The 16,606-nt window shown below is 65.6% G+C and carries 16 protein-coding genes; 7 read left to right on the top strand and 9 right to left on the bottom strand.

Annotation, left to right across the window (positions count from 1 at the left end; translation table 11 throughout):
* Positions 1-159: 159 nt before the first annotated feature.
* The 3 genes from ASF16_RS07895 to ASF16_RS07885 all read right to left on the bottom strand — a co-directional run bounded on the left by ASF16_RS07895 (position 160) and on the right by ASF16_RS07885 (position 2,000).
* Positions 160-825: a BON domain-containing protein gene (locus ASF16_RS07895; protein ID WP_056165058.1), complete on the bottom strand. Its 666-nt coding sequence runs from the start codon at positions 823-825 to the stop codon at positions 160-162.
* 17 nt (positions 826-842) lie between these two features.
* Positions 843-1,454: an SIS domain-containing protein gene (locus ASF16_RS07890; protein ID WP_056165057.1), complete on the bottom strand. Its 612-nt coding sequence runs from the start codon at positions 1,452-1,454 to the stop codon at positions 843-845.
* Between the two features lie 102 nt (positions 1,455-1,556).
* A complete protein-coding gene (locus ASF16_RS07885) occupies positions 1,557-2,000 on the bottom strand; it encodes a YraN family protein (RefSeq protein WP_056165055.1) in 444 nt (147 codons plus the stop codon).
* Between ASF16_RS07885 and rsmI the strand changes: the two genes are divergently transcribed.
* Positions 2,000-2,953, top strand: coding sequence for a 16S rRNA (cytidine(1402)-2'-O)-methyltransferase (gene rsmI, locus ASF16_RS07880; protein WP_056165053.1), 954 nt, complete (start codon positions 2,000-2,002; stop codon positions 2,951-2,953). The two genes, ASF16_RS07885 and rsmI, sit on opposite strands and share 1 nt — an antisense overlap.
* 233 nt (positions 2,954-3,186) lie before the next feature.
* Here rsmI and ASF16_RS07875 read toward each other — a convergent pair whose 3' ends face one another.
* On the bottom strand, positions 3,187-4,440 hold the full coding sequence (locus tag ASF16_RS07875; RefSeq protein ID WP_082516803.1) for an Hsp70 family protein: 1,254 nt from the start codon (positions 4,438-4,440) through the stop codon (positions 3,187-3,189).
* 669 nt (positions 4,441-5,109) lie between these two features.
* Between ASF16_RS07875 and ASF16_RS07870 the strand changes: the two genes are divergently transcribed.
* Positions 5,110-5,871 carry an SDR family NAD(P)-dependent oxidoreductase gene (locus ASF16_RS07870; protein WP_056165052.1) on the top strand — a complete coding sequence of 254 codons (762 nt, stop codon included), beginning with the start codon at positions 5,110-5,112 and terminating at the stop codon, positions 5,869-5,871.
* A 161-nt stretch (positions 5,872-6,032) separates the two neighbouring features.
* On the opposite strand, the gene ASF16_RS07865 is transcribed toward ASF16_RS07870, so the two are convergent.
* Positions 6,033-6,452: a MarR family winged helix-turn-helix transcriptional regulator gene (locus tag ASF16_RS07865; protein ID WP_056165050.1), complete on the bottom strand. Its 420-nt coding sequence runs from the start codon at positions 6,450-6,452 to the stop codon at positions 6,033-6,035.
* 164 nt (positions 6,453-6,616) lie between these two features.
* On the opposite strand from ASF16_RS07865, the gene ASF16_RS07860 reads away from it, so the two are divergent.
* Both ASF16_RS07860 and ASF16_RS07855 read left to right on the top strand, forming a co-directional pair.
* Positions 6,617-7,075: a tripartite tricarboxylate transporter TctB family protein gene (locus ASF16_RS07860; RefSeq protein WP_056165077.1), complete on the top strand. Its 459-nt coding sequence runs from the start codon at positions 6,617-6,619 to the stop codon at positions 7,073-7,075.
* A 12-nt stretch (positions 7,076-7,087) separates the two neighbouring features.
* Positions 7,088-8,590, top strand: coding sequence for a tripartite tricarboxylate transporter permease (locus ASF16_RS07855; RefSeq protein ID WP_056165048.1), 1,503 nt, complete (start codon positions 7,088-7,090; stop codon positions 8,588-8,590).
* 99 nt (positions 8,591-8,689) lie between these two features.
* Here the strand turns inward: ASF16_RS07855 and ASF16_RS07850 are convergent, their stop codons facing one another.
* The 3 genes from ASF16_RS07850 to ASF16_RS07840 are packed head-to-tail and all read right to left on the bottom strand — an operon-like array spanning position 8,690 to position 12,368.
* The gene (locus ASF16_RS07850; protein ID WP_056165046.1) at positions 8,690-9,940 is read right to left on the bottom strand and encodes a dienelactone hydrolase family protein; all 1,251 of its coding nucleotides are present in this window, start codon (positions 9,938-9,940) and stop codon (positions 8,690-8,692) included.
* 42 nt (positions 9,941-9,982) lie between these two features.
* Positions 9,983-11,554, bottom strand: a complete 1,572-nt coding sequence (locus ASF16_RS07845) for an NAD(P)/FAD-dependent oxidoreductase (protein WP_056165045.1) — start codon at positions 11,552-11,554, stop codon at positions 9,983-9,985.
* A 13-nt stretch (positions 11,555-11,567) separates the two neighbouring features.
* Positions 11,568-12,368, bottom strand: a complete 801-nt coding sequence (locus ASF16_RS07840) for an SDR family oxidoreductase (RefSeq protein ID WP_056165043.1) — start codon at positions 12,366-12,368, stop codon at positions 11,568-11,570.
* A 301-nt stretch (positions 12,369-12,669) separates the two neighbouring features.
* Between ASF16_RS07840 and ASF16_RS07835 the strand changes: the two genes are divergently transcribed.
* Both ASF16_RS07835 and ASF16_RS26700 read left to right on the top strand, forming a co-directional pair.
* On the top strand, positions 12,670-13,608 hold the full coding sequence (locus ASF16_RS07835) for an AraC family transcriptional regulator (protein WP_235507294.1): 939 nt from the start codon (positions 12,670-12,672) through the stop codon (positions 13,606-13,608).
* Entirely contained in the window at positions 13,524-13,763 is a 240-nt protein-coding gene (locus tag ASF16_RS26700) for a helix-turn-helix domain-containing protein (protein ID WP_235507293.1), read from the top strand. The genes ASF16_RS07835 and ASF16_RS26700 overlap by 85 nt, the downstream gene beginning before the upstream one ends.
* Positions 13,764-14,056: 293 nt before the next feature.
* On the opposite strand, the gene ASF16_RS07830 is transcribed toward ASF16_RS26700, so the two are convergent.
* Entirely contained in the window at positions 14,057-15,034 is a 978-nt protein-coding gene (locus ASF16_RS07830) for a hypothetical protein (RefSeq protein WP_156371990.1), read from the bottom strand.
* A gap of 802 nt (positions 15,035-15,836) precedes the next feature.
* On the opposite strand from ASF16_RS07830, the gene ASF16_RS26050 reads away from it, so the two are divergent.
* Positions 15,837-16,433, top strand: coding sequence for a hypothetical protein (locus tag ASF16_RS26050; RefSeq protein ID WP_156371989.1), 597 nt, complete (start codon positions 15,837-15,839; stop codon positions 16,431-16,433).
* Positions 16,434-16,606 lie beyond the last annotated feature (173 nt).

The following is a 16,606-nucleotide window of genomic DNA, read 5'->3' as shown; positions in this document are numbered from 1 at the left end:
CAGAGCCGGTTCCACGGGTGCGCTGGCTTGTGCAGCGCCAGTTTCGCAGCACGGCGCGCAGGGTCGTCGCCAAAAAAAAGAATCCCGGCCGCGTGTTGCGCGCCGGGATTTCTTTTTTATTCAGCGGTCATGCAGGCAACCGGGCCTGCTGGATGATATTCAGCCGCCTGCAGGCCGGGTGTTGTCCGTGGTGACTGGAGCGGGCTGCGGGGCGATGCGGCGCAGTTCTTCTTCCGAGACGATCTCGAACACGCGCACGACCTTGGTCACGCCGCTCACGCCGCGGGCGATGTCGGAGGCGCGGGTGGCTTCGCGCTGCGACACGCGGCCCATCAGGTAGACGATGCCGCGCTCGGTCACCACCTTGAAGGAGTTGGCCGAGATGTCTTTCGCGTCCACCAGGCTGGCGCGGACCTTGCCGGTGATGAAGGTGTCGTTGGAGCGCTGGCTCAGCGTGGTGGTGGGCATGACGGCCAGGTCGTTGACCACCGAGCGGGTGTTCTCCACCTGCGAGACGATCTGCTCCACGGTTTGCCGGTCCTGGGCCGTGGCGACCTCGCCGGTCAGCAGGGCCTGGCGGTTGTAGCTGGTTACGTTGACGTGCGCGCGGTCGCCCAACGTTTCGCGGATGCGGGCGGCAGCGCGCAGTTCGATGCCTTCGTCCTCGATCTGCGTGCCGGCCGTGCGGCGGTCGATGGCCATCACGCCACCCACCATGGCACCGCCGACGATCAGCGGCGCGCAGGCTGCGAGGCCACCAGCCAGGGCGGCTGCGGCGAGCACGGTGCACACCGCACGGGATGCACGGCGAAGGGTCGGGTTCATGGTCGTCGTCGTTTGCGTCATAGCGGAATCTCCTGTTCACCAAGTAACTGGGCGTCCACGCCGTCGCACAGGCAGTGCAGCACAAGGGCATGGACTTCGCGCACGCGCGCGGCGCGGTCGTGGGGCACGCTGATCAACACATCGGTCTCGCGCAGCAGCGCAGACAGCTTGCCGCCCGTGCGACCAGTCAGGGCCACCACGGTCATATCGCGCTCGTGCGCGGCTTCGGTGGCGGCGATCAGGTTGGCATCGTTGCCGGTGGCCGACAGCAACAGCAGCACATCGCCCGCCTGGCCGAGCGCGCGCACCTGTCGGGCAAACTGCTGGGTGGCGTCGTGCACCGCCCCCGCGCCGACGGCGGCCGAGGTGAGCAGGGTGCTGTCGGACGAGAGGGCCAGCGCGGCCAGCTCCGGGCGTTCGCGCTCGAAGCCGGTGACGCAGAAGGCGGCGAACTGCCGGGCCTCTGCGGCCGAGGGACCGTTGCCGCAGGCCAGGACCTTGCCGCCGCTGGTCACGCAGGCCAGGATGGCCTGCACGGCGGCAGCGATGGGGTGGCTCAGGGCCTGCGCGGCCTGGTACTTCAGGTCGGCGCTGTCGATGAAATGCTGTTGGATGCGTTGCTCAAGCATGAGGCCCCGATGATACCCGCCGGGTGTTACAGCTTTTGTAGCAAACCGTTGCCGTCTGCCTTGCGCTGGCGGGCTGTGGCATAGCCACGCTGTCAGCCCGGACTACTGCGCATCGAATGCCGCCTTGAGCCACTGGACCGTGCCCTCCACCAGCACCACGTCGAACCGGCATGGCGGCGGCGACGGCAGGCGCAGCAGGTAGTGGCGCGCCGCAAAAACGATGCGCTGCTGCTTGGCGGCGCTGATGCTCGCGCCCGCCCCGCCGAAGGACGCGCTGGCACGGCTGCGCACCTCGACGAACACCAGCGTGCCATCCCGATCGCGCAGGATGAGGTCGATCTCGCCCCCGCCGCGGCCGGGCGTCCGATAATTGCGCACCACGAGCTGCAGGCCCTGCGCCTGCAGGTACGCCAGGGCCCGGTCTTCTGCCGCATTGCCGCGCTCGCGCGTGGTGGTGCTGGCGGTCGCCGTGGCTGTGGTACCCACAGCCCGGCCGGGCGCCGCAGGCGTGGCCGCAGCAGACTTCTTTCTTCCAAGGAAATTCATTGAGCGCTTCTTTCGCTTCAGCCCAGAGCGCCGCGCATGAGGCAGCGGCTGCGCAGCATTATCCGCAGGGCGCGCTGTACGTGGTGGCCACGCCCATCGGCAACCTGGCCGACATCACGCTGCGCGCGCTGCACGTGCTGCAGCTGGTGGATGCCGTGGCCTGCGAGGACACGCGCCACACGCAGTCGCTGCTGCGCGCCTACGGCATCGACAAGAACTCCGGGCAACTGCTGGCCGTGCACCAGCACAACGAGGCCGAGGCCGCGCAGGCCGTGGTGCAGCGGCTGCAGCAAGGCCAGCGCGTGGCCTACGTGAGCGACGCCGGCACCCCGGGCGTGAGCGACCCGGGCGCGCGCCTGGTGGCTGCTGTGCAGGCCGCCGGCCTGCGGGCCGTGCCCCTGCCGGGCGCGAGCAGCGTGACCACGGCGCTGAGCGTGGCGGGCGCCGTGGCCCACAGCACCGAGCACGGCGGCTTTGTGTTTGCGGGGTTTCTTCCGGTCAAGAACGCCGAGCGGGCCGCCGTCATCCACAAGCAGCTGGCCGGCGAGCCCCGGTGCGTGGTGCTGCTGGAGGCCCCGCACCGCATCGGCGAACTGGCCACCGCCCTGGCCGTGCTGGGCGACCGCCCGGTGACCCTGGCGCGCGAGCTGACCAAGCAGTTCGAGGAAGTGACGACCCAGCCCGCGCACGCCCTGGCGGCCTGGCTGGACGGCGGGCCGCAGCGCTCGCGCGGCGAGTTCGTGGTGCTGCTGCACCCGGTGCCCGTGGCGGCCGACGACGGCGAGAGCCTGCGCGTGCTGCGCCTGCTGGTGCAGGAGCTGCCCCTCAAGACCGCCGTGCGGCTGGCGGCCGAGATTACGGGCGCATCGCGCAACGTGCTGTACGACACGGCGCTGGCGTGGAAGCGCGGCGATGCAGCGGGTGATGCAGCCAGCGAAGAGCCGGCAGACTGAATACGGCCTGCATCCAGCATGAAAATGGCCCCTACCGCTTGATAGAAAAGCGCTAGCAGCTATAAATTTAGTAGCAAATGGATTTAGCAGGTGCGCCGCCCACGGTGCGGCTGCACCCCGTGCCGCGCGCACCTCGCAACGGCCCGATCAGCCCGATAGCTGAACCCACTGAACCCACTGAATCGATTGGATCAACTCGATTCAGCGCATCGGCCCATCAACAACTCAGCCTCTCAGCGCGACACGGCCAGGCCCGCCGCCACCCCGCCAAACAAGTCACCCTCGACCTGCGGCGTGTCCGGGAAAGCCTCCCTGAGCGCCTGCCGCAGCGGCCGCAGCGCGGACGAGCCGCCCGTCAGGTAGATGGCGTCCACGCCCTGCGGGCCCAGGCCCGCCTGCTGCACGCAGTCGTGCGCGCAGGCCACCACCTGGGCCAGCGGCTGGGACAGAAACTGCGACAGCCCCTGGGGCGTGACAGCGGCTTGCAACCCGCGCTCAATCCAGTCCAGCGGCATGGGCGCCTCGGCGTCGGCCAGGGACGCGGCGATCTTGGCCTGCTCCACCGTATCGGCCATGCGGTGCCCCAGCCGTTCGCGCAGCACGTACATCAGGCGCTCGTACAGGCGTGGGTCCGCGTAGTCGGTGCGCAGGCTCTGCGCGTCGCGCAGCGCCTTGGGCGAGTACAGCCACTGGATCAGGTGCCAGGTCGACAAATCGAAAAACACCCGGCTGGGCACCTCGCGCCCCGACGGGCCGGTGTGCCGAAACCCGAGCAGCGGCATGAGCAAATCCAGGCTGAGGCGGCGGTCGAAATCCGTGCCGCCCACGTGCACGCCGGTGGTGGCCAGCACATCGCCGCTGCGGTCGGGCCGCGCAAAGCGGTCTGGCCCCAGCCGCACCACGGTGAAGTCCGACGTCCCGCCGCCGATGTCCACCACCAGCACGATGGATTCGCGGGCTATGCGCTGCTCGTAGTCGAGCGCGGCGGCGATGGGCTCGAGCTGGAACGACACCTCGGAAAACCCAGCGTCCACCGCAGCCTGCCGCAGCGCGGCCTCGGCCTGCTGGTCGCGCTCGGCATCGTCGTCCACAAAATGCACCGGCCGCCCCATCACCACGCGCGCGGGCATGCCGCCCAGGTCGTCGCAGGCCTTGCCCACCAGCATGCGCAAAAACAGGCTGATGACATCCTGGTAGCTCACCAGCTTGTCGTGCACCACGGTCTTGTCCTGCAGCAGCGCGCTGCCCAGCAGGCTCTTGAGCGAGCGCATCAACCGCCCCTCGGTGCCCGCCAGGTACTGCGCCACCGCGTCACGCCCGAAGTGGGTGCGGTGGTCCTCACCGTTGAAGAACAGCGCCGTGGGCAGCGCGCGCGCCTCGCCCTCCAGCGCAATCATCCGGGCCGGGCCCGTGCCCTGGCGCACGGCCATCGCGGAGTTGGAGGTACCGAAGTCGATACCGAGGGTGGTGTCCTGCAAAAGACGCATGGTCATGAAAATATCGCAATGGAAGAACGCTTGCAGCACGCGCTCACACACGCTCGGAACCTGCAGACGAAAAGAAAAGGAGAACGGAAAAGGAGCGTGCGGGGGAAGGCTACGGATGCCGATGGGGTGCGGATACAGGCCACAGAACAGGTCTCGCTGGAGCAGCGCGCCCGCAACTTGGGCCCGAATCATAGTGGCGGGCTCGCGGCAATCGCATGCCGTACCCGTGTAACGGGCCCGGAAATGTCAAAAATCGCCGAAAGGCAGGGCCGAACATGCCGCAAAACGTCACCGCAAGGCTCCAGTGCAGCGCTCACGCCGGGCACCACAGTCCAGCCATGGGCAGCAGCCGATCCGCGTGAAGGGCTGGCCTGTGCTGATCAGCGGCTCTGACAATGACATTGCGGGAGCGCAAAACTGCCTGGCAACGGCAAGCGCGTTTGGCGCAGAGGCTGCACCGGCCCGTGATGCAGCCTGCACGGCGCTCCGCACTAAACTCTCCGGGCCGCCATCCATCGCCGGCTCAAAGCGGGCATCGACGTTGTGGCGCGCATCGATATGAGCCCCGTGTTCCGCCGCGGGAACCAGCGCGCCGCGCACAGTAACGCGCCCACTTCAAAACATGGACAGCTCAGGCCTGCCAACCGATCGACACCGAGGATTTGACAGATGAATGCGCCTTCGACAACCGACAACATGCTGGGTGTGGCGCTGGTGACCGGGTCGACCTCGGGCATCGGCGCCGCCATCGCGCGCAGGCTGAGCCGCGAGGGGTACGCGGTGGTCCTGCATTCGCGCAGTTCGGCTGACACCGGGCGCGCCATGGCCGCCGAGTTGAAGCACGCGGTCTACGTGCAGGCCGATCTGGCCCTGGAGGCCGACAGGGTGCACCTGATGCACGAGGCCATGGCCGCGTGGGGCCGGCTCGACGTGCTGGTCAACAACGCCGGCATCAGCAAAGTCATCCCGCACGCCGACCTGGCGGCAGCCACGTCGGCGGTGTGGCATGAATTGCACGAGGTCAACGTGGTGGCGCCCTTTCACCTCGTCGCCCTGGCCGAGCCGGCCCTGCGCGAGGCAGCGAAGAGCGGCCGTGCCGGCAGCGTCGTCAACATCAGCTCGCACGCGGGGGTGCGGCCCAAGGGCGCGTCCATTCCGTACGCGGTGAGCAAGGCGTCGCTCAACCACCTGACGCGGTTACTGGCCGTGTCGCTCGGCCCGGACATCCGCGTCAACGCCGTCGCACCGGGCCTGGTCGACACACCGCTGACGGCGGACTGGAAAGATGCGCAGGCGCTGTGGCGGGCCCGCGCCCCCATGCACCGGGCCGCCAGCCCCGACGACATCGCCCACGCCGTGGCCATGCTGGTCGCGTCCGACTACTTGACGGGCGAGGTGTTGCTGTCGGACGGTGGGCTGAATCTGACCTGACGCCCGCAGGCGCTGGCCACCGCTCGACGCCCGCACTCGTCCTCAAGGCCTCATGGCCTCATGGCCTGCCCCTGCAGGATGACATCGCGTTGCGCTTGCAGCTGCTGATCGGCACCACGCTGATCGCAAAGTCCGCCACAGCACGCTGGCTGCCGGCGGGCCTACTTTTCGAACCCGCCCCGGTACCGGGCACTGGCTTGCTCGATGATGTCTGCCAGCGCCGTCAATTCGGACTCGTGCCGCAGGGCGATCTGCTGAAGGCTCTTCTGGCCCTGGGCGGTCAGGTGGATCTCCACCACCCGGCCGTCGTCCGCGTTCTGCCGGCGCACCACCAGCCCCGCCGCCTCGCAGCGCGACACCAAGGCCACCACGCCGTGGTGCTTGGCTTGCAGGCGCTCGGCCAGCTCGCTGATGCTGGCCCAGTGGCGCCCCTCCACGCCCTGCGTATGGAGCATGAGCTGGTACTGCAGCACGGTCAATCCGGCCTCTTGGGCGGCGTCCTCGCTAAAGCGCATGAACCGCCGCAGTTGGTACCGGAATTGCGAAAGGCGCTCCAGCTGCGCCTTGTCGATCTTCTTCATGTTGTTATTTCCTGCCGATGAAATCAACGAGCGTCCCGCCAATGTACCCGGCCCATAACCACACGCCAATCTATGTCATGCTGTGATGCAAATAGATCATGCAGTGATATAAATCGCGCTCCTTTGATCAACGACAGTGCAAGGAGACAAAAATGGGGTCAAGAATTCAGGTCCGCAATCAGAAGGACTTCGGCGCCGGGTGCATCTACGTGCTCGCCGGCCTGGGGTTCAGCATCGGTGCGCTGAGCTACCGCGTGGGGGACGCTGCGCGCATGGGCCCGGGCTGGTTCCCGTTGTGGATCGGCGTCCTGCTGGTGCTGATCGGACTGGCGCTCGCAGCGGGCTCGTTGAAACCCTCTGCTGCGCAAGAGAAGGTCAAACGCCCTGAGTTCGGCAGCATCGCCTGGATCCTGGGTGCCGTCGTGCTCTTCGGCCTGCTGCTGCAGCCCGCGGGCCTGGTCCTGTCGCTGGTGGTGCTGGTGGTCGTCTCCAGCATGGCCAGCCATGAGTTCACCTGGCGGGCGGCGCTGTTGAACGCGGCGCTGCTGAGCGCCTTCAGCGTGGGTGTCTTCATCAAAGGCATCAACCTGCAGATCGGCCTGTGGCCGGCCTTTCTGGGTTGAAGGGAGCACGCCATGGAACTGCTCTCCAACCTGGCCCTCGGCTTCGAAACCGCACTCAGCCTGCAGAACGTCATCTACGCGCTCGTGGGGTGCCTGCTGGGCACGCTCATCGGGGTGCTGCCGGGCCTGGGCCCGTCGACCACCATCGCGATGCTGCTGCCCATCACCTATTCGCTGGAGCCCGTGTCCGCGCTGATCATGCTGGCCGGCATCTACTACGGCGCGCAGTACGGCGGCTCGACCACGGCCATCCTGGTCAACCTGCCGGGCGAATCATCGTCCGTGGTGACCGCCATCGACGGCTACCAGATGGCACGCAAGGGCCGCGCCGGCGCGGCGCTGGCCACGGCGGGCATCAGCTCGTTCCTGGCCGGATGTTTTGCGACCCTGGTGCTGGCCGCCTTCGCGGTACCCATGGCCGAGCTGGCGTTCAAGTTCGGGCCGGCGGAATACTTCTCGCTGATGGTCCTGGGGCTTGTGGGCGCGGTCGTGCTGGCCTCGGGTTCGTTGTTGAAAGCCGTGGGCATGATCCTGCTGGGCCTGGTGCTGGGGCTGGTGGGCACCGACGTCAACTCCGGCACGGCCCGCTATTCCTTCGGCGTGCCCGAACTCACCGACGGCATCAACTTCGTCGCGCTGGCGATGGGCATCTTCGGCTTTGCAGAAATCATCGCCAATGTGGAGCAGCGCGAGCACCGTGAGACCTTCACCAGCGGGGTGATGAAGCTGTTCCCGACCAAAGACGACTTTCGCCGCTTCATTCCGGCGGCCGCACGTGGCACCGCGCTGGGCACGGTGCTGGGCATGCTGCCGGGCGGTGGTGCCACGCTGTCGTCCTTTGCCTCCTACACGCTGGAAAAGAAGCTGTCGAGCCGCAGCCACGAGTTCGGCCACGGCGCCATCGAGGGCGTGGCCGGCCCCGAGGCCGCCAACAACGCTGGCGCGCAGACATCGTTCGTGCCGCTGCTGACGCTGGGCATCCCATCGAACGTCGTCATGGCCCTGATGGTGGGCGCGATGACCATCCACAACATCCAGCCCGGCCCGCAGGTGATGACCAGCAACCCAGAACTGTTCTGGGGCCTGATCGCATCGATGTGGATCGGCAACGCGATGCTGATCGTTTTGAACCTGCCCCTGGTCGGGCTGTGGGTGAAGCTGCTGAAGGTGCCCTACCGCCTGCTCTACCCCGCCATCCTGGTGTTCTGCTGCATCGGGGTGTACTCGATCAACAACAACACCTTCGACGTGTTCGTGACGGCGGCGCTGGGCGTGGCGGGCTATCTGTTCGCCCGTTTCGGCATGGAGCCTGCCCCGCTGCTGCTGGGCTTTGTGCTGGGCCCGATGATGGAAGAGAACCTGCGCCGGGCACTGCTGCTCTCGCGCGGCGACTTCGCCACGTTTGTGGAGCGGCCCATCTCCCTAGGGCTGCTGATTGCCACGCTGATCCTCCTGGCGGTGGTGGCACTGCCGGCGGTGAAGAAGCGGCGGGAAGAGGCGTTTCAGGAGACGTAAGAAGGCGGCCTGCGGCGAGAGCAAAGCCCTCACCTCAGCCCTCACCTCAGCCCTCATCTCACCCCGCATCTCAGGCCATGCCGCCGGGCCACACCCAGGCTAGCGGCCCTCGCCCATCAACCTGTTGGAAGGCAAGGTCTCGTCCAGCAGCTTGCGCGCCGTCTCCACGCCGGCCACGGGCAGGCCGGCAGGGTCGAGCAGGCCGACCTGCACCAGCACGCTGGCCTGGTCCCAGTAGATGTGCTCGTGGTAGAGCTTGTCGCCGCGGAACTTCACCACCGCCAGCAGCGGTATCTCCACACGCCGGCCCGTGGGCGCCACGCCGGGCAGCATCCACGGAATCTCGGTGGTGTGGGTGAAGCTAAAGAGCATTTCGTCGACCACCTGCGTGGCCCCGACCGTGCGGGAGATCGGGGTCAGGCTCGTGTCCGGCGGGTTGCTGTTGACGAAGTGGCGTGTGTAGAAGTCGTGCAGGTGCTTGTAACCCACTCCGCCCGTCATGGTGGGGATGTGGTTCACATACGGCTCGGCCACCATGGTCGCCATGGTGGCGTCCACGTCGCGGGTGGTGAACTCGTATTCGCAATGCTTGTCCCACAGCGCCGACAGGTCGTAGTGCGGGCCCATCTCGCGCCGCAGCGCGGCCACGCTGCGCTGGTGCGCCATGAGGGCCGACGGCTTGTGAAAATGGTCGCCGCCCACGCGGGCGAAGGCATGGTCGGTACCGGGGTAGACGTACAGCTCCACGTTCTCGCGGCCCGACAGGGCCTGCACGATGGCGTCCCGCGCAGGCGGCGGGCAGAAGCCGTCGAGCTCGGCGATGTGCAGCACCAGGCGGCAACGGATGCCGGGCGCCTCGGCCAGCGCGGCCTCGATGCCCACGCCGTAGTAGCCCACGGCCACGTCGGCGTCGGTGCGGCAGGCCGCCAGATAGGCGAGCTTGCCGCCCAGGCAAAAGCCCAGCACACCGACCTTGCCCGGGCCGGCCGCGCTGCCCGCGCTGCCCGCGCTCTGGACCTCGGGCCGCGCGCGCAGGGCGGTGATGGCGGTTTGCAGGTCGTCCACGCCCTTGGCTTCATCGAAGCCCTGGTACAGCGCGAATGCGCGCGGCATGTCGGCGGCGGCGTCCAGCTCGACCTCGGGCTCCTGCCGCCAGAACAGGTCCGGCACCAGCACCACGTAGCCTTCTTCTGCGTAGTAGTCGGCCACGTCGCGCATGGTGGCATTGACGCCAAAAATCTCCTGCGCGATCACCAGGCCGGGACCGCTGCCGCTGGCAGGGGTGGCGAGGTAGGCGCGAAAGCGGCCGCTGCCGTCGGCGGCGTCCAGCGTGGTCCATTGTCCTGGCATGGGATGTCCTTCTTGGTGGGGTAAGAGTCGGGGCGAATTCTTTCAGACACCGGTGCCGGCTGCGGCGCGGGCGGCCAGCGGCGCACCGGCAGCTGCACCCGCATGCCGGGCCAGCAACTGCCGGGTGACCACAGCATAGTCGGCGGGGTTCACCGGCTCCAGCCATTGCCTGAAACGCGTGACGGCGCCGAGCGGCAAGCCCATGTCCTGCAGCAGCTCGTCGATGTTGTGCACCGAGAACGGGATGATGTTGGTGCCCTTGGAATGCTTGCCATCGGTGCGCTCCTCCATCCAGGCCAGGCGCCGGTCGATCTGCGCATTCATGTCGGCCTGGGACGGCAGCTGCAGGCCGCCGCGCAGGTGGTTGGCCAGCCACAACGCACCCACCTCGCAGTTGAGCTGGCTGAAGAACGAGGAGTTGTAGCCATTGAAGGCCAGGCGCGGCATGCCCACCGGCAGGATGGAGCGGTACAGCCGGAAGTTGCCGCGCGCATCGGTGATGCGCTGCATCACGCCAGTGTCGAAAAACGGCACCTGCTGGTGCCAGCCGGTGCCGCAGACCACGATGTCGGCCGGCACCGTCTCGCCATTGCTCAGCACTGCCTGGCCGGGCTGCAGCTCGCGGATGGTCAAGCCTTTGCGCACGCCGAGAGCTCCTGCGGCCACCTTTTCGTAAAAGCCATCGGTCACCAGGCTCACGGTGCTGCGGGCGATGGTCTCCAGCGGTGTGCCCGGGTGCAGGCCGATCTCGCGCAGCTTCAGTTGCCGGGTGACCACCGACTCGACACTGCCCAGCATGGAATTGCGCACCGGCAGGCCCGCACCGTGCAGGAATTTCTCGAAGCCCTTGGGCTCGATGTACTTGAACAGCGCCTCGCCCATGCGCGTGAGCAGCAGGAACTTGAAGTTCAGCACGTTCATGAACTTCTTGGGAATCTTCCAGATCAGGTGGCGCGCGAGCACCGTGGTGCTGGCACTGTCGGCCGCAATGGCGTTGGCCACGTCGCACGACGACTTGCCGTAGCCCACCACCAGCACATGCTTGCCGCGTGCATCGCTCGCGTCGTTGAACTGGCTGGTATGGCACACGCGCCCGCCCGCCGCCACGAAGGAGTCCGCACCCGGATAGTGCGGCACGGCGGGCTCGCTGAAGATGCCGTTGCACACCACCAGGTAGTCGAAGCGGTGCGTCTGGGTCTGACCCTGCGTTTGCGCCTGCGTGGGCGTCACGCCATCGCCCTGCCCTTGCGCAGGCCGCGTCTGCACCGTCCACGTGCCGGCATCTTCATCCAGCACCGCGCTCTCCACCACCGTGGACATGCGCAGGTGGGGCACCAGGCCGAAGTGCTCTGCATACGATTGCAGATAGGCCTGCACCTGCTCGCCCGACGGCCATTCGGGGTACTGCGCCGGCATCGGAAAGTCCGACAGCGCGTAGGTGGTGCGCGGGTTCTGCGTGGTCAGGCCGGGATAGCGGCGCGATGCGGCCCACACGCCGCCCACGTCGGGCTCTTTTTCGAACACCGTCACCTCAAAGCCAAAGGCGCGCAGCACCTTGGCGGTGGACAGGCCGGCAAACCCGGCACCGACGATGCCTACGGATCGAATGGTCATGGCGGCTGCTCCTTCACGACATCAGTTGGGGAATGGCGGGGGTATAGGACTCGGGGCCCATGGCCGAGTAGCCGCCGTCGCAGGCATAGTCGGCCCCCGTCACGAAGCTGGCCAGGTCCGAGCACAGGAACAGCACCACGTTGGCCACTTCGGCCGGGTCGCCCACGCGGCGCAGCAGGTGAAACGGCGCGGCCACGCGGTCGGTCTTGGCGCGGTCGCCGCCGGTGAGCTGGTCCATGATGGCCGACCACGTCCAGCCCGGGGAGACGCTGTTCACGCGCACACCCTCCCCCGCCAAGTCCATGGCCATGCTGCGCGTCAGCTGCACCATGGCCGCCTTGCCCACGGGGTAGAGCCAGCGCCCGGTCTGCGCCACGCCCGAGGAAATGCTGGTGAAGTTGACCACCGCACCGCCGCCCGCACGCTGAAAATGCGGGCGCACGGCCTTGAGCACCATCACCGCGCTGACCAGGTTCACGTTGAGCGAAGCCAGCCAGTCCTCCCGCGGCGATGCAATGCCATCGTCCAGATAGGAGCAGGCCAGGTTCACCAGGTAATAGACCCCGCCGTGGCGCTCTGCAGCTTCGGCCACGCAGGCGGCGATCTCCGCGTCGCTGGTGATGTCGGTGCGCCGAAACAGCACGCCGGCACCCAGTTCATCCGCCAATGCCTGCCCGGCTTCTGCGTTGATGTCGGCCACCATGACCCTCACCCCCGCCTGGTGCAGTGCGCGCACCACCCCGGCCCCGATGAGCGTGGCGCCCCCCGTCACGATGGCGCTCTTGCCGCGCATTCCTTCGAACCCCTGGACCATGATGGTGACTCCTGTGCGTTGCGCCCCGGGCAGTGCGCCCGGCGGCCTTTGCTGCGCTGCAGCAGCGTTTACACGCCGACACAGTCGCGCCGATTGCCCCGGGGTAACGCTCTTGCGCAGGGCTCGGGGCCTGCACAAGAATAGAAAAGGAGCCGGCCCGACCGCATCCGGAAAGCGCAGGCGGTGTCCCTAAAACGCAGTATTTCGTTCGCACCGCCGCCGTGGCGCACCCGCTGCATGCAGCACACGATCCACCGACCGCCCGACCGACCGACCGACGCACGCCCACGCCGCAAAGACCATGGACATCGCCCCGCAGAGCACCGCCGCCGACCGGCTACCGCTGCAGCGCTATCGCCTGTTCGACAGCCACGACCTGGACGAAGCGCGCGAGTTCGTGGGCCGCGTGTTCTGCCCGCACGACCTGGCCACCCTGCACCCCGGCGACAGGCTGGACGCATGCCACCACAGCGCCCCGCTGCACCGCCATGTCAGCCTGAACTATGTGCAGTACGGCCCTGCAGTGCGCATCGAGCCCGGATACCTGCGCAGTTTTTATTTGCTGCAGATACCGCTGCGCGGCGGCGCCACGGTCCGCTGCGGCGGGCAAACGGTGGAGTCGCACACGCTGATGGCCTCGGTACCCTCGCCCACCGAGCCGCTGTCCATGCGCTGGCATGAAGACAGCCCGCAGTTCATCGTCAAGATTGAGCGCGACGCGCTGCACGCCCGCTTGTCGGACCTGCTGCAAGCGCCGGTGCAGCAGCCCCTGGTGTTCGACCTGGGCATGGACCTGGCCAACCCCGCACTCATGGGCATGGCCAGCTTCATCGCCTACCTGCGTTCGGCGGTGGAAACCAGTGCGTTCCTGCTGGGGCACCCGGTGCTGGCGGAACAGGCCGAGAACCACCTGCTCACCAGCCTGCTGCTGTCCGCGCAGCACAACCACTCGGCAGTGCTTGCCGCTGGCGCAGGCGCGGGCGCATCCACAGCCGGCGCCGGGCGCGTGGTGCTGCCACGTGCCGTCAAGCGCGCACAGGAATTCATGCACAGCCAACTGGAGCTGCCCATCACCCTTGCCGACGTGTGCGCCCATGTGGGCACCAGCGCCCGGTCGTTGCAGCAGGCCTCGCCCAATGCACAGGCAAAAGCCCCATGGCCTTTCTGCGCGACCTGCGGCTGGATGCCGCCCGCGCCGCACTGCAGCAGCCCACCAGCGCAGACCGCGCCCCGCACGTAGCGGACATTGCAGCGCGCTATGGGTTCTTTCATCTGGGGCACTTTGCAGTGGGCTACCGCAAGCGGTTTGGAGAGACGCCGTCGGATACGCGGCAGCGGGGGTGTGGGGGGGCACTGATTGAGCCGGGGATTCGGAGGCCGACGCCGAGGGAGTAGTCGATGTGACGTGGCCGGCGAACCCAGGGGAATACGTCGTCGGGTCAGAAAAGCAAAAGCCCAGTTGGATTGAACTGGGGCTTATCGGATTTGGTGGCTTAGGCTCTACAAGAAGGCGCCCAGAAGCACGCGCGGAATCTAGAAACTATTATTTGATAGCACCACAGTGCTCCCCCAGAGTTCCCCCAAATTCGACAAAGTACGGTCATACGATTGACGCTCAATCGGAGGCCTCACAAGAGAGCAAAGCCTGAAACGTTGCGTCACCTTGCGTGTCCGTTGTGGGCTGCGGACTAGGGCAAGATGAGTTCCGTGTCCTTTTCGGGAATAGTCAATCTGACGCCAGGTTTGGGCAATGGCGTGCCGTTGACCGATTTCGCCGCAATCAGCCATCGGTCTCCCCAACGCAACTGCACTTCTACGGACAAGGTATTCACCGCGCGTTCGCAAATAGGCTGCGGGTCTGCGCCGGTCAGTTTTTCGAGACGCTTCGCTGCTGCAATTACGGTCGCACAGGTGCTTGTCGGAACCAGAATTTCAACGGTTCCCGGCAGTCGCAAACCGACTTGAGATGCCACGACTGCGGTCACATACCTGGGTCCCGCCACAGCCATAACAATCAACCCTGACGAGAAAAAACATAGGGCCAATACAGCCACAGGGGCAGCACGCACATAGGTGACAGCTGCATTTGCGCATATCAACACCACAGTTGCGCCGCACCATAATGCAATCGTCCAAACCCCGGGGTCGCCGAGGAGGCCAAGCCTAGCCGAATGTGCCCCAATCAAGAGGACTCCGAGAGACACCAACGGACCTCCCAATAGCAACGCGACTATTGCCAAGAGGAAGCCCTCTGTCTCCCTCCTAGGCTGCTCACGCCAGAGCCTCGCAAGTGTCCAGACTATTGCGCACAGACCGCAAACGGCGCACAACACAGAAAACCACAACCCTAACGGCCGGAAAAAGATTCCCATCAACAAGAAGAATGGACCCAGTTGCCCGAGAAGGGTGGTTCTCCAATTAAGGTTCTTTACCTCATATACAACCGCTGTCGCCACAACGCCGAACATCAAGACCGTTATCAAGGTCCAGAGCAACAAGAGCCACACCGACGAAATACCGGCCAAACCCAAAAGCCCGAGCAAATTAGTTGGCACATAGCCAACGAAGATCAGGTATCCAAGCAAAGGCATGCAGCCGACTACAAAAAACAGCGCACCTACCCATTTCCAAGGCAGCCCGCTCGTTACCGCCTCGACCTTCCGCATGGTGCTCAGTATCGCTGGCTCACGTCTTTCGGCTTGACTCAGTCAAGTGCGCCAACGCGCGGACCAATCAGCCCGCCCTGCCTTTTGATTTGTCATGTCCCCTCCATCGAATCAAATTGAAAAACCCTCGTCAGCCATCGCAATGTCATCATTCGGGGCTCGTGATTTCAAATCGCATGGCACGGCCAAAGTTGGATGACCTCAGCGTCATTACCGCATGTGTAGAGCTCAAACACATGCTGATTCGCTTCGTTTATCCGCGGCCAAATGGCAAAAGTACGCGCCAATCGCGATAATGCCCTGTTCTCGCACATCTTCAACTAGGCCAGGGATGGAGTCCCACCACAGAACAAACAGGGCGCTCGCGCTGTGTCACTGATGAGGAAGCGAACGCGTACTGGCCAACGCGCATCCCACGGTGATAGGTGCCATAGATATTGCCTTGCTAACGGGGCAACGGCCGACCGATGTGCTTAAGATCAAGCGCACCGATATTCGGGATGGCGCATTGTGGATCCTGCAGAACAAGACCGGAGCACGCCTGGGGCATCGAGATTACCGGCGAGCTGGCGGCCGTCATGGGCCGCATCAACCAGCGACCCAGGAAGGCCATTAGCGCGTCTTTGTCGGGATATTTGGGCGAAGGCCGCGACCGACACCGGCGACCTTGCTCACTCGCAGAAGCTGCTGGCGTAAAAGAATCGGGAGATGACCGAGCACTACGCGAACGCTCGGATGGGTGAACGGGTGCGCCCGCTCCGCTAGTGCAGCAGAATGGTCGCCACCCGATGGAGACCTACCCATGTCCGTGCCTGCAATCCCTTCGCTGGTCTTTGTACCCAGCGAAGATCCATATGACCCTGAGGCTCTATACGCAATTGCGACCGCTTACGCTCGCGCGGGGCTGCTGGTGAGCGACTACGGCAAGCGCTGTGAGGAAATGGCTTTGACCTTCCCGGCAGTCGTTTGCTCCAGCTTCGCACTCGAGCTTTTTCTGAAGTTCTTTTTGATGGTGGACCTTATTGACCGAGGAGAGTCATCGGAAAAAGTCAGCTTTGGCCACGCCATCCCTCCACTATGGTCAAAGGTGGCGCCCGCACACAAAACGCTCATCGGAGGGATGTTCGGTCACTTAAACCCAGAACCCTATTCAACAGGCCCCGACATTCGCCTTGAATCTTTTGAAAGGGCTCTTGAAACCCTTGGGAAACAGCCTTTCGTGCAATGGCGATATGCGCATGAACTGAAGGGACCGCAACTGATGTCGCATGCCACGATCAGCCTTGTGGTCGATACCTTCTGGCGAGCCGCCGCATACATCGTGCAAAGGAACCGAAGCCAATGGCAGCCGGGAGTGGCACCGGATGCAACGTGGGTTGAATCAACCTCGCTCCGCTGAATTGTAAAAACCGACGTTGAATGTAGAAGCGCCCCAGAACCCTTTCGGGCGCTGGGGCGCATGCTGACTGGTGGCCTGGGGCGGAATCGAACCACCGACACAAGGATTTTCAATCTCTCAAAAAATCCTTGCGCATCAACGGCCAACAAGAAAAAGCCCTCTACAAAAGGGAG

The sequence above is a fragment of the Acidovorax sp. Leaf78 genome, assembly GCF_001422735.1.
Classification (GTDB): domain Bacteria; phylum Pseudomonadota; class Gammaproteobacteria; order Burkholderiales; family Burkholderiaceae_C; genus Acidovorax.
Note: the sequence above shows the minus strand (reverse complement) of the source record. Positions and strands in the feature narration are given on the sequence as shown.